We start from the raw sequence: 12,860 nt of genomic DNA, 5'->3' as shown, positions 1-12,860 counted from the left end.
TCCTCAAATATCTGTCGGACATTGAAATTAAATTATAAAATCATTTTTCATTTTTTAGGCTTGCTTTTGCTGTTTAATGGCGGGTTTATGTTGTTAGCAACTTTAGTGAGTTTCATTTGTAACGATGGAGTTACATTTCAAATTTTTACGGCAGGTATATTAACACTCATTATAGGGGCTTTGGTTATGTTACTTACACGTAAGCACACTAAGGAAATGAATAAGCGTGAAGGTTACATTGTTGTTGCTTTTGGGTGGATTATCATGTCTTTATCGGGCACATTACCCTATATAATAACTCAAAGTATTCCAAGTTTTACGAATGCATTTTTTGAAACGATGTCCGGCTATACCACTACGGGAGCTACTATTCTTAATGATATAGAAGCTATCCCTGAGGGCGTTTTATTTTGGCGAAGTACAACACATTGGATCGGTGGTATGGGGATTATTGTTTTAGCGATAGCCATTTTGCCATTGTTGGGTATTGGTGGAATGCAGTTGTTTGCTGCTGAAGCACCAGGCCCTAGTGCCGATAAATTACATCCAAGAATAACCGATACAGCAAAACGTTTATGGTTAATTTATTTTGGATATACTGTAGCAGAAACTATTTTTTTAAAGCTTGCAGGAATGACGTTCTTCGATGCTATTAATCATTCCATGGCCACGGTTTCAACTGGGGGATTTTCAACTAAAAACGCAAGTTTAGCACACTGGAACGATAATCCAATAATTCAATACATCGTTATATTATTTATGTTTTTGGCAGGCTCTAACTTTGTTCTTAGTTATTTTGCCTTTAAGGGGCGTGTTCAAAAAGTTATAAAGGATGAAGAATTTAAGCTTTATTTTAAATTTATTACTGTATTTTCCATTATTGCTGCTGTCATTATTTATCTAAGGGCGGATGTTTCAATATCTACTATTCATCACCCTATGGTATGGGGAGAAGCCGAAAGTGCTTTTAGGCATGCGTTATTTCAAGTGTTAACTGTAATTACCACTACTGGATTTATTACGGCAGATTATACCCTTTGGACACCATTTTTACTCGTATTCTTTTTCGGATTAATGTTTCTCGGGGGGTCTGCAGGAAGTACTTCAGGAGGTGTTAAGGTAGTACGTCATTTAATATTGATAAAAAACGGTTTTCTTGAATTTAAACGTGCACTTCATCCTAATGCCATATTGCCTGTTAGGTATAATACCAAAGCTATTTCTGGTGATATTGTATTTAATGTTTTAGCTTTTTTTATTTTATATATGTTGTCATTTATCATTGGTGCATTGGTGTTTTCTATGTTCGACATCGATTATATGTCGGCAGTAGGTTTGTCTGCTTCTAGTTTAGGTAATATTGGTCCTGCCCTTGGTAGTTTTGGCCCTGTGAATAACTATGCAGAATTACCGCCTTTGGCGCAATGGTGGTCTTCGTTTTTAATGTTAATTGGACGTTTAGAACTTTTTACAGTTCTTATTTTATTTTCACCTTTTTTCTGGAGAACACGTTAATGCAGATATACTAATAGTTTTTTAAACTCTTATATTTTAAGTTTAAAAACTGACTTCTGTTCGTGACCTATATTGTTACAAACTTGGAATATTTAAAAGAATTTTACTTCTAATAAGAAAATTAGCTTTTTTTATGGATAATTATTAATCTTCAATGATCCATAAATGATTTTATGTTTCAATGTTAATATTTAGAAATTATGGGAGGAGAAGGAGCTATGATGGCTGCAAACAGTTCATTAAAAAACAATAGGGATTTAGTGTCTAAGCGTAAAGAATCTAAAGCGCTACAAGGTAGTTATGCAAATGTGAATATTAAGAAATACCCAAATGCTACATAAGCTGACTTGTAAAGAATTAGGCAAAATTTAATTTTATACAATAAGCAAATGCATTTTATATATGGTGTATTAACATGTTTAGGTATTTTAGTTATCGGTTTTCACTGTACTTACTGTTATAATAGAGTGCTTTGTTGTGCTATTTCTTGATTATGAATTTAATAGCGAGCAAAATGAATAGAAGACTAAACAAAAGACAAAGAATTTGTGCAACAAGAGATGAGGTACCGGCGTCGCTAATAAACCATAGTATGCCGGAAATAATTGTAATTAAAAGAGAAGTTATTCGCCAATGACGCATAAAAACTAAAGACTTAATTTATTAGTTAAATTCAGATGAATTGGCATATAATAGCTATTATATAAAGCCAACTAATTTGATGTTATATTAAAACGACGTAACGTTGTAATGAAATGAATTAAGGAAAACCCTAAGTAAATGGTTATAAAATTAAGTGAGGGATTATTATTTTTTTTGTAAGATTAAATTTACTAATAATATTATTGAAAACAAAAGCCCGGAAAATATTTTCCGGGCTTAATGTAATTTAATTAGTGTTAATTAGGTATTTAATTTACTGCGTCTTCAATATCATCGGCGGCATCTTCAATACCGTCTTCAACGTCATGGGCAGTATCATCGATTCCGTCTCCGATTTCTTCTAGTCCATCTTCAATTTTTTCGCCGGTGGTTTTTTGGTCTCTACAGCCAATTAATACAGTGCCTGCAGTTAGTATTAGAATCAAGAAGTAAGCTAATTTTTTCATATGAATAAGGATTTAGTTAGTATGTGTTGTTTTTATTTTTTTAAAACACCTTTTATGAGGGATAAAATGAACAAAACGATGAATACAAAAAATAAGATTTTTGCTATTCCAGCAGATGCGCCAGCAATTCCTCCAAAGCCGAAAATTCCAGCAATAATTGCAATAACGATAAATATTATTGTCCAGCGTAACATAGTTTATGGTTTTAGTTAAACAGTTTATATTTTTTAATATTCCTAGAGTATGTAAGTAATAGGTTTTCTATGGAACATACATTTAAAAATGAATATTAAGTACGTATTTATGTTAAAAACTGATTGGAGATTTTAAGAAAGGGAGGTGTTTTGGTAAGTATAAAGATACGTAATATTTACTTACAAATGATAAAATGAATAATTTTTTGGATGTATGATCAACAAAAAAGTCCGAAAGATTAACTTTCGGACTTTAAATGCTTTATAATTTGAATAAAATTTAACTTAAAGCTTCTTTTATACGCTTGATCGCTTCAATAATTTGCTCTTGTGAAGCAGCATAAGAAATACGTAAACAGTTTGGGTTTCCAAAAGCAGCTCCATCAACTGTAGCAACAAGAGCTTCTTCCAATAAGAATAAAGATAAATCGGAAGCATTGTTTATAGTTTTTCCTTTTATTGTTTTTCCAAAGAAAGCTGAAACATTAGGGAATACATAGAATGCACCTTGAGGTGTATTGGTTTCAAATCCTTCTATTTCGTTTAAAAGTCCTAATATTAAATCTCGACGTACTTTAAACTCATCAATCATGTATTTTACACGATTTGGAGATTCATTTAAAGCAGTGATAGTAGCTCGCTGCGCTATACAGTTTGCGCCACTAGTCATTTGTCCTTGAATTTTATTACAAGCACGCGCAATTTTTTCTGGAGCACCAATATATCCAATACGCCAACCAGTCATCGCAAACGCTTTTGAAACACCGTTTACTGTAATGGTACGATCGTACATATCTTCAAATTGTGCCATACTTGCATGACCTCCAACATAGTTTATGTGTTCGTAAATTTCATCTGAAACTACATAAATGTTTGGATATTTTACTAAAACATCAGCTAAGGCTCTTAATTCTTCAGCACTATAAATAGATCCACTCGGGTTACAAGGTGAGCTAAACCAAATCATTTTGGTTTTTGGCGTTATTGCAGCTTCCAATTGCTCAGGCGTCATTTTAAAGTCTGTAGCTATACTGGTTACAACTTCTACAGGTACACCGTCAAATAATTTTACAATATCCGCATAACTTACCCAATAAGGACATGGCATAATCACTTCATCACCAGCATTGGTTAAAACGGCTGCAACGTTAGCTAAAGATTGTTTAGCTCCTGTTGAAACCACAATTTGGGCGGGTGTGTAAGTTAAATTGTTATCGCGTTTAAATTTTGTTATAATAGCTTCTTTTAACTCGCCGTAGCCATCAACAGGTGTATACGAATTGTAATTGTCGTTAATCGCCTGAATAGCGGCTTCCTTAATAAATTCTGGCGTATCGAAGTCTGGTTCACCCAAACTTAAACCTATTATATCTTTGCCTTCATTTCTTAGTTCTCTTGCTTTTGCTGCCATAGCTAAAGTCGCAGACGTAGCCATGTTAAGAACTCTATCGGATAGTAATTGCATTTAGTAATTAATAATTTGGTTAGACTTGTAAAGCTGGTTTTGCTCCCATTTCTTTCAAATGCTTAAAATGAGCAAGAATGGCTTTACGTGTGGTTTTATATTCGTTATATGGTAAGTTGAATTCTTTTGCTGTTTCTTTTACGATTTTTCCAATTTTATCATAATGGATATGACTGATGTGTGGAAAGATATGGTGTTCTATCTGGTGATTTAAACCTCCAGTAAACCAGTTGATAATTCGACTTTTTGCACCAAAGTTAACGGTTGTTTTTAATTGATGAATAGCCCAGGTATTTTTCATGGTACCATCTTTTTCAGGTAAAGGCATTTCGGCTTCTTCCATAACATGTGCTAACTGAAATACTACGCTTAAAATAAGTCCTGCTGTATAGTGCATGATAAAAAAGCCAATTAAAATTTTCCACCATGCAATATCTAAAATTAACATAGGAAGTATGATCCAAATCGCAATGTAAATTAATTTAGAAATAACCAATTTGCTCCAGTTCCAAACTGGATTTGGGAATTTTCCATAAGATAACTTACGTTTCATGTAACGTCGCATTTGTTGCCAGTCGGTAGTAATAGCCCAATTTAGGGTTAATAAACCGTAAAGCAAAACCGAGTAATAATGCTGAAATTTGTGATGCCAGCGCCATTCTGAATGTTCTGTGAAACGTAAAATGCGTCCAGCTTCTAAATCTTCATCCATACCGTGAATATTGGTGTATGTATGGTGTAGTACATTATGTTGTACCTGCCAGTTATAAACATTTCCGGCCAGTATATAAATACTGCTACCCATTAAACGGTTTATCCATTCTTTATTCGAAAAGGATCCATGGTTGCCATCGTGCATTACATTCATGCCTACGCCGGCCATTCCTACTCCCATAACAATGGTTAATAGCAATTGCGCCCAACCTGGGATGTTTAATGTTAATAATAAAAAGTAAGGCGTTAAAAATATTGAAAACATGACAATAGTTTTAACCCATAGTTTCCAATTCCCAGTACGTTTTACATTGTTTTCTTTGAAGTATTCGTTTACACGTTTGTTAAGTGTTCTGAAAAACTTAGCAGAATCTGTTCTTGAAAAGGAAAGTGATTGTTTTGACATTCTTTAAATTTTAATATGATTACTAAATGAAAAATTTGCCTATCATACCTTCGGCAAAGATAGGTATAAACGACCTGAACTTATAACGTTTTTTTGTAAAAATATGTGTTTAAAAAGTATATTTTTGTTGAAAATTTAACACGAATGGAACTTATACTTAAATACTTCCCAAACTTAACCCAAGATCAAATTGATAAATTTAAATTACTTGAAAGTTTATATCAGGACTGGAATTTAAAGATCAATGTTGTGTCTAGAAAAGATATAGATGAATTGTACTTACGACATGTATTACACTCGTTAGGTATTGCTAAAGTGATCGGGTTTAAAGATGGAAGTAAAATTATGGATGTAGGTACAGGAGGGGGCTTTCCGGGAATTCCTTTGGCTATTCTTTATCCCGAGTGTTCGTTTCATTTGGTCGATAGTATAGCAAAAAAGCTTAAGGTTGTAAATGAGGTTGTGGAGGGTTTAGGACTTACCAATGTGAAAACAACCCATAGTCGTGTTGAAGAAATAGATGAAACATACGATTTTATCGTTAGCAGGGCAGTAGCTGCTATGCCAACTTTCGTGCATTGGATTAAAGGAAAAATCGCAAAAACACAAAACCACAATTTAAAAAATGGAATTTTATATTTAAAAGGTGGCGACTTAACCGATGAACTTCAGGATTACAAAACAGCTACAATCTATAATTTAAGCGATTATTACGCAGAAGACTTTTTTGAAACTAAAAAAGTGGTGCATTTACCAATAAAATATAAAGGCTAACATTAAAGTTTGTTTAGTTTTTCAAACATTTGTTTAAAATAATAATATTGATTCGTGTACCAATAGGTGTCCTCAAATGGAGTGATTTCAGTTGCGGTTTGGTTAGGTGCTAAAATTGTTTTCGCTTTTTCAAAGAATAATTCAGCTTGTTCATAATCATTCAGTTTATAGTATGTTATGGATAACCCAATCAACGCGTCAAAATCTTTTGAGTCGAACGTAATAGCAGTATTATAATCCTCTAAAGCAGTCATGTGTTCTCCTAATAATAAATTGGCAGTCCCCTTAAAAAAATAAGCTAAAGTGTTTGTTTTGTCTCGTCTTAAAGCTACTTTAAAATCACTTAATGCATCTTTATAATAATTAATACTCATCAAAAATACACCTCTATTGTAGTATGCTAATGAGGTTTGGTCGATTTTAACTGCTAATGAATAATCATTTAAAGCTGCGGGATAATTTTTAAGTGCTTTAAAGCTGTCTGCACGACGGTAATAGGCTTCTGTATCTAATGGAATCGCTCTAATAACTTTAGAAAACGTTTTTATAGCTTCTTCGTATTTTTCTAATTCGTATTGAGCACATCCTAAGCTGTATAATGCATCGATAAAATTGGAGTCCATTTCGAAGGCTTTCTCATAATCTTGTTCTGCTCCAAAGTAATCATTTAAAGCGTATCGAGAATTTCCGCGATTAAAATAAGTATCTGGGTCGGGTTTAGATAAAATGATTTTCGAATAGTCGATAATGGCGCCATGAAAATCACCAAGATCATTTTTTGCTAGACCTCGAAGGAAATAAGCGTCTAAATTATCAGGCTCTAAAGCAATAGCTTCGCTGTAAAGTTTAATTCGTTCTTCTAGATTAGTTGTTCTACTGGCTTCACGTATAAGTCTGCCAGCTTGACTAAAGCATGACAAGGTTAAGGAAATGCAAATTAGGGTTAAAAGTGTTTTTTTCATAAAAATGTATTATCAAAAAATATGCCTTTTTATGTTTAAAAAGTTTGTTGAAAGATAATTAATTTTTAATAGAAAAAATAAAGCTCATCATTTCGATGAGCTTTATTTTATAATCATAATGGAAAAATTTTATTCTCCTAAAAATGGATATCTGTAATCTGTTGGTGTTACAAATGTTTCTTTTATTAAACGTGGCGACACCCAGCGTAATAAGTTTTGTGGGCTACCAGCTTTATCGTTGGTTCCTGAGGCACGCGCACCACCAAAAGGTTGTTGACCTACCACGGCACCTGTACACTTATCATTTATATAGAAGTTACCAGCACAGTTTTGTAAAGCAGTTGTTGCTTCAGTAATAGCATATCTGTCTTTCGAAAGAATAGCTCCAGTTAAAGCATATTCACTTGTAGCGTCAACAAGTTTTAAAGTTTCAGAGTATTTTTCTGCATCGTAAACATAAATGGTGATAACAGGGCCGAATAATTCGGTTTCCATCGTTACATAATTCGGGTTTGTTGTAACAATAACAGTAGGTTCAACAAAGTAACCTTTACTTTTATCATAACCACCACCAATAATGATTTCAGCATCGGCATCGGCTTTTGCCTGATCGATATATTTCGCTAATTTATCAAAAGAACCTTCATGAATAACAGCAGTAATAAAGTTACTCATGTCTTCTGGTGATCCCATGCTAAATGATTTCACATCTTCGATAATTAAAGATTTAACTTCGTCCCATATATTAGAAGGGATGTAGGCTCTTGAAGCTGCGCTACATTTTTGCCCTTGGAATTCGAACGCGCCACGAATTATGGCTGTAGAAACTTGCTTCGGGTTTGCCGATTTGTGAGCCATGATAAAATCTTTACCACCTGTCTCTCCTACAATTCTTGGGTATGTTTTATAATTGTGAATGTTATTACCAATTTGCTTCCAAAGTTCTTTAAATACAAATGTAGAACCTGTAAAATGAAGCCCTGAGAAATCTGGGTGTGATAATACAGTGTCTGAAATCATTACCGGATCTCCAAAAACAACGTTAATAACTCCTGGTGGTACACCAGCTTCCTCAAAAATATCCATGATAACTTTAGCCGAATACACTTGGCTGTCACTAGGTTTCCATACTACCACATTACCCATTAAAGCCATACAAGCTGGTAAGTTTCCAGCGATAGCTGTAAAGTTAAATGGTGTTACAGCGTAAGTAAACCCTTCAAGAGGTCTGTATTCAACACGGTTCCAGGCATCGCTGGTGCTCTTTGGTTGTTCACTGTAAATTTCAGTCATGTATTGTACGTTAAAACGTAAAAAATCTACAAGTTCACAAGCAGAGTCAATTTCAGCTTGAAATATATTTTTAGACTGCGCCATCATGGTTGCAGCATTAATTTTATAACGGTATGGGCCAGCAACAAGTTCTGCTGCTTTTAAAAAGATGGCAGCACGCTGTTCCCATGGCATTAAAGCCCATTCTTTTCTTGCTTCTAAAGCAGTAGAAATAGCATCTTCCACATGAGATTTTTCCGCTAAGTGATACGTTCCAACAATGTGTTGGTGATCGTGAGGAGGCGACATAGTGCTGGTGTTTCCAGTTTCTACGTATTCTCCATTTATGTATAACGGGACGTCAACAGTGCTATTATACATGTTTTTATATGCAGCTAATACCGCATCGCGTTCCGGTGTTCCCGGCGCATATGATTTAACTGGTTCGTTAACAGCAACTGGTACGTTGAAAAATCCTTTTCCCATATTACGAGTGTTTTAGTTTTGTATGTTTTATGTTCCTTGCAAATTTAGGATTTTTAAAGGAGTTTATTGGTGAAGGAATTGTCAAAAACCTGTTAAAATTTCGTAGAATTTTGTAAGTTGCAAAATAGATAGCAGACTATAATTTACATGTGTACAGTAACGTTAGTTCCCATCGGGGAACATAATTTTGTTTTAACTTCAAACAGAGATGAGGCTCCTGAAAGAATCTCATTTCCTCCAAAAATTTATTCAAAAAATAACACGAAACTTCTATTTCCAAAGGACAAACAATCTGGTGGTACTTGGGTAGGAGTTAGCGAATTTAACAGAGTTGTATGTGTCTTAAATGGTGGTTTCGATTTGCATGAACGAAAAACCAGTTATCGCCTTAGTCGCGGTATTGTAGCTTTAGATGTATTATCTTTTGAGTTTTTTAAGGAAGAAATAAAGCAATATAATTTGAACGATATTGAACCGTTTACTATGATTATTGTTGATTGGACTGATGGTTTATCGTTTTATGAATTGGTCTGGGATGGGGTAGAATCGCATTTAAAATCTTTACCTTTAAAAGAACACATTTGGTCGTCGACAACTTTATATACCGATGTTATGAAAAAGGAGCGTTGTAAGTGGTTTGATGCATTTGTCTCAGAGAGTGAATTAACATCAAAAAGCATTTTAGAATTTCATAAAGTTGGCGGAGATGACTCATCAGATTATGGGGTTGTTATGAACCGTGGCTTTGTAAAAACAACAAGTATAACTCAAATTGAAAAGTTGAATCATGGGGTTGTAATGTATTACGAAAACTTGCAAAACAATGCCAGTTATCTTCAAACTTTTAAACTTCCTCAAACAGTTGATGAAGAATAGTACAGGTATCATTTTAACTTTGGCCTATCCAGAAACAATAGTTATGGTTTCTAAAGAATGGTTTTCGCCGCTATTGCGATTTATTGGTGTCGGAAGAAAAAATTACTTAAGAGCAGGTCATGCCGCTTTAGTTTTAATTAATAAGTCAACAGGCATTTTAGAATATCACGATTTTGGTAGGTACATAACACCCGAACCTACTGGTCGTGTTCGGGGACGTGATACAGATAACGATTGAATTTTCCATTAAAGGCGGTTATTGAGAATGATAAGATTCTTAATTTACATGATATATTGAAATTTTTAGGAACGCACCCCAAATTAACCCATGGCGATGGTAAATTGGTGGCGTCGGTTTGTACTGCTATAGATTACATAAGCGCAAGACATCATATTACCAAAATGCAAAAGAAAGAATTTATAAGATATGCTGCTTTTATAAAAGATGCTTGTAATTGTGCCCGGTTTGTAACTGATACTTTGATAAATTCGGTGACGAACTATAAAATAAAGCGACGATTAGTTCGATCGAAGTGGTTTACGCCGAGTACAGTCGGTAATGTGCTTTTAGCCGATACAGAAAATCAGGTGTTTGAAGTTACGGAGCAAGGTGTTGTTTACCGGTTTAAAGGCTCTCAATTTAGTGAAAATGTTCGCTGTTTTTTAGATCGATTGCCTAATTTTAATCCAAGTTTTACTGGAACTTTACATCCTAAACCAGTTCGTGGTGTTCATGAAAAAGCCCAGTGGTTGTCGGGTATAGCTGCGGGAGCCTGGTTTGAGTTACATGATTTGGAGCATCCTTTTCATTTTAAATTCAGACGTATTTCGCCTTATGGGAAAATTGATGTTGATGCTGTATTTAAAAGTGAAAATCCAGAATTTAATTATGATGAATATTTTGAATTTGTGCATTATTCAAATTGTAAATTCTTTCATGTTAAACAGAAAGGAGAACTTTTCAGATTCGAAAGAGTGCACTAATCATTTGTTAATTATTTTCTATTTCCAATATGAGGTTTTGAACTTGCTCTAAATCTTTTTCTAAAACTTGTAGTTCAACCTCGAAGGTGGGCATGTAGTTCATAGTTTGAGTCGTGTATTGATTTTTTAAAAAGCAAACAATGCCTTCTGATTCTAATCTACCTTTAAGAATAAGTAAATCGGTTTCAAAATGAGATTTTTTTATAGTGATAAACTTCATGTTTTTAGGGTTTTAGATTTAATTTATCGCAAATGGTGCTTCTAATTTAAAGGTAGGGATGGTCACTTTAAAAATGCGTGATGTTGTGAAATTTAGCATGTTGTAAAACCCTTTCATAGCGCCAAAAGGGGATGACAATAAACAACCGGAATTATAGGTGTGCGATTCTCCAGGTTGAATAATTGGGGTTTTGCCTATAACACCTTCGCCGTTTACGATTTCAATATTATTTAAGGCATCGTAAATTTCCCAATGTCTGGAATTTAGCTGAACAGCATCTTGACTTTGGTTTTCTATCGTTACAGTATAGCCAAAAGCATATTGAATTTTATAGTCTCGGTAAAAAGATCCTTCGTAGGTTGTTTCTACCGATATTTTTATGCCTCTTGTAACTAAGTGAACCATTGATAAAAAGATGATAAAGTATTGTTTTAATGCTAAAATAAGAAATAATAGTTGTTAAATACAATATTTTACACGTTGTATGAAAAAAAGTAGTTTAACTGTAAGGATTAGTTAGAAATATTAACTGAGCTTCCTTCGCCTACACCAATAATCTTATCATATCGAGCGCCCAAATCACGATAATAAACGATTACTTTGTAGTTGTTTTCAGTTTGATAAAAATTACCACTTACAGCCCCATGATCGATGGTGTTATTACTGTTTACAACAACATATTTATAATTATAAAACCCCTGTTTTAGTAATAAAGAAGTGGAAAATATGTCGCGGCTCTCGTCGTAAATTAATTGTGTGTTATCCTCAATAACGTAATTGTTAAAGTTGCCATATACATGTATGTTTTTGTTTCTGTAATTGTCGTCTGCGACGAGCGAAAAATGTATCCATACATAATCAGCTTCAATACTAGGGTTTTCTGCATCTATATTGGTAATTACGTAATTGCCGTTAATGTCAGGATTGTACGTGTAAGGCCTGTTGTATCTTGGAATGTTTGTAAACAAGTAATTGTGGTAAACATCTTTTAAATCTATTCGCTGCACTCCTGTATTTGCCCCCCTGACATCCTTGTTTTCAAAATACAAAAACTCATTGCCTCCCCAGAAACTGGTTTCGGTGTCGTATTTATATATGAGTTGTTTTCCAATGGTGTAAAGTGGCTTTAGTCCTAAAATAGCAGTATTTAAATTGTTGTTTTGAACAATCATAACCTTAACGGTTTGCATGGGGTTGTTAAATGCTGATCCGTTTGGGTTTATAACAATGTCTACACGCTGTTTTTCATCTAAATGCTCGATGGATCTTGAGCGTTTAATGCTTACGCCAACCCCAGATTGTTCTTCGTAAACCATAAATTTCCTTGAAAATATGAGCTCATTATAGCTGTTAAATATGGAAAGTATATAATTACCAGAAAGTTTTATTTCTTTAGTGAATTGATTGGGAATACTAAGCTTGTAGTGGGAATAAATTTGATAGGTATTATACGAGTTTTCATAATCTCGAATACGCTGATTGTCAAATCCAGTTAGGTATTCAGATTTTAATAAAACCGAAGGTGTCCAATCGTAATTATAATGGTCAATTTTGTAATAATAATCTTCCTCTAGGCCATTTAGGGCGTCAAATTCTAAAATGAGATGTTCGCCAAGCCGTAATATGGGTAATTGTGTTTCGGGAGTATTGCCTTTAAAATTGATGGTTTTGATGTAATCTGGCGGATTTGTTTCTTCAACTTGAGAGAATCCAAGAAAGGAAAAAAGGAAAATATGTAAAACGAGCCAGCTATTAATTTTCATTGAATTACGCTAATATTTCTGTAAATATATACAATTTTCATGCCTGAGCAATATTTCGTTATTTAGAATCTGTACAAATAACAAACTATGCCAAGACATTGTATTTTATTCCTAAAGAAA

At 33.9% G+C, this 12,860-nt stretch carries 15 protein-coding genes; 6 read left to right on the top strand and 9 right to left on the bottom strand.

All coding sequences use genetic code 11. The annotated features are described in order from the left end of the window. Positions 1-21 precede the first annotated feature (21 nt). Both ICJ83_RS09890 and ICJ83_RS09885 read left to right on the top strand, forming a co-directional pair. Positions 22-1,515, top strand: a complete 1,494-nt coding sequence (locus ICJ83_RS09890) for a TrkH family potassium uptake protein (protein WP_188230217.1) — start codon at positions 22-24, stop codon at positions 1,513-1,515. Positions 1,516-1,715: 200 nt separating this feature from the next. After that, positions 1,716-1,856, top strand: a complete 141-nt coding sequence (locus ICJ83_RS09885; protein WP_188230216.1) for a hypothetical protein — start codon at positions 1,716-1,718, stop codon at positions 1,854-1,856. 570 nt (positions 1,857-2,426) lie between these two features. Here the strand turns inward: ICJ83_RS09885 and ICJ83_RS09880 are convergent. The 4 genes from ICJ83_RS09880 to ICJ83_RS09865 all read right to left on the bottom strand — a co-directional run bounded on the left by ICJ83_RS09880 (position 2,427) and on the right by ICJ83_RS09865 (position 5,403). After that, entirely contained in the window at positions 2,427-2,603 is a 177-nt protein-coding gene (locus tag ICJ83_RS09880; RefSeq protein WP_223154689.1) for a hypothetical protein, read from the bottom strand. Positions 2,604-2,656: 53 nt separating this feature from the next. Beyond that, positions 2,657-2,818 (bottom strand): DUF1328 family protein, encoded by a 162-nt coding sequence (locus tag ICJ83_RS09875; RefSeq protein WP_188230214.1) that lies wholly within the window; start codon positions 2,816-2,818, stop codon positions 2,657-2,659. Positions 2,819-3,098: 280 nt separating this feature from the next. Then, positions 3,099-4,283, bottom strand: a complete 1,185-nt coding sequence (locus ICJ83_RS09870; protein ID WP_188230213.1) for a pyridoxal phosphate-dependent aminotransferase — start codon at positions 4,281-4,283, stop codon at positions 3,099-3,101. 19 nt (positions 4,284-4,302) lie between these two features. Beyond that, positions 4,303-5,403: a fatty acid desaturase family protein gene (locus ICJ83_RS09865; RefSeq protein WP_188230212.1), complete on the bottom strand. Its 1,101-nt coding sequence runs from the start codon at positions 5,401-5,403 to the stop codon at positions 4,303-4,305. A 144-nt stretch (positions 5,404-5,547) separates the two neighbouring features. On the opposite strand from ICJ83_RS09865, the gene rsmG reads away from it, so the two are divergent. Continuing rightward, positions 5,548-6,177: a 16S rRNA (guanine(527)-N(7))-methyltransferase RsmG gene (rsmG, locus tag ICJ83_RS09860; protein ID WP_188230211.1), complete on the top strand. Its 630-nt coding sequence runs from the start codon at positions 5,548-5,550 to the stop codon at positions 6,175-6,177. Between the two features lie 2 nt (positions 6,178-6,179). Here rsmG and ICJ83_RS09855 read toward each other — a convergent pair whose 3' ends face one another. Beyond that, the gene (locus tag ICJ83_RS09855) at positions 6,180-7,139 is read right to left on the bottom strand and encodes a tetratricopeptide repeat protein (protein ID WP_188230210.1); all 960 of its coding nucleotides are present in this window, start codon (positions 7,137-7,139) and stop codon (positions 6,180-6,182) included. Between the two features lie 129 nt (positions 7,140-7,268). Continuing rightward, positions 7,269-8,897 (bottom strand): L-glutamate gamma-semialdehyde dehydrogenase, encoded by a 1,629-nt coding sequence (pruA, locus tag ICJ83_RS09850; RefSeq protein WP_188230209.1) that lies wholly within the window; start codon positions 8,895-8,897, stop codon positions 7,269-7,271. A 147-nt stretch (positions 8,898-9,044) separates the two neighbouring features. Here pruA and ICJ83_RS09845 point away from each other — a divergent pair, with 147 nt between their 5' ends. The 3 genes from ICJ83_RS09845 to ICJ83_RS09840 are packed head-to-tail and all read left to right on the top strand — an operon-like array spanning position 9,045 to position 10,757. Continuing rightward, a complete protein-coding gene (locus tag ICJ83_RS09845) occupies positions 9,045-9,773 on the top strand; it encodes an NRDE family protein (RefSeq protein ID WP_188230208.1) in 729 nt (242 codons plus the stop codon). Then, entirely contained in the window at positions 9,763-10,011 is a 249-nt protein-coding gene (locus ICJ83_RS17160; protein WP_223154687.1) for a DUF6695 family protein, read from the top strand. Before ICJ83_RS09845 ends, ICJ83_RS17160 begins: the two co-directional genes overlap by 11 nt. Continuing rightward, a complete protein-coding gene (locus ICJ83_RS09840) occupies positions 10,008-10,757 on the top strand; it encodes a DUF6695 family protein (RefSeq protein ID WP_223154685.1) in 750 nt (249 codons plus the stop codon). Before ICJ83_RS17160 ends, ICJ83_RS09840 begins: the two co-directional genes overlap by 4 nt. 7 nt (positions 10,758-10,764) lie before the next feature. Here ICJ83_RS09840 and ICJ83_RS09835 read toward each other — a convergent pair whose 3' ends face one another. The 3 genes from ICJ83_RS09835 to ICJ83_RS09825 form a co-directional block, all read right to left on the bottom strand. Continuing rightward, positions 10,765-10,977: a putative signal transducing protein gene (locus tag ICJ83_RS09835; protein ID WP_188230207.1), complete on the bottom strand. Its 213-nt coding sequence runs from the start codon at positions 10,975-10,977 to the stop codon at positions 10,765-10,767. Between the two features lie 18 nt (positions 10,978-10,995). Further along, positions 10,996-11,382 (bottom strand): Co2+/Mg2+ efflux protein ApaG, encoded by a 387-nt coding sequence (gene apaG, locus ICJ83_RS09830; protein WP_188230206.1) that lies wholly within the window; start codon positions 11,380-11,382, stop codon positions 10,996-10,998. A gap of 107 nt (positions 11,383-11,489) precedes the next feature. Continuing rightward, positions 11,490-12,740, bottom strand: coding sequence for a type IX secretion system plug protein (locus ICJ83_RS09825; RefSeq protein WP_188230205.1), 1,251 nt, complete (start codon positions 12,738-12,740; stop codon positions 11,490-11,492). Between the last annotated feature and the right edge of the window lie 120 nt (positions 12,741-12,860).

This window comes from Aestuariibaculum sediminum (assembly GCF_014596945.1).
GTDB classification, from domain to species: Bacteria; Bacteroidota; Bacteroidia; order Flavobacteriales; family Flavobacteriaceae; genus Aestuariibaculum; species Aestuariibaculum sediminum.
The sequence above is the reverse complement of the archived record's forward strand: the minus strand, read 5'-3'. Positions and strand labels throughout refer to the sequence as shown.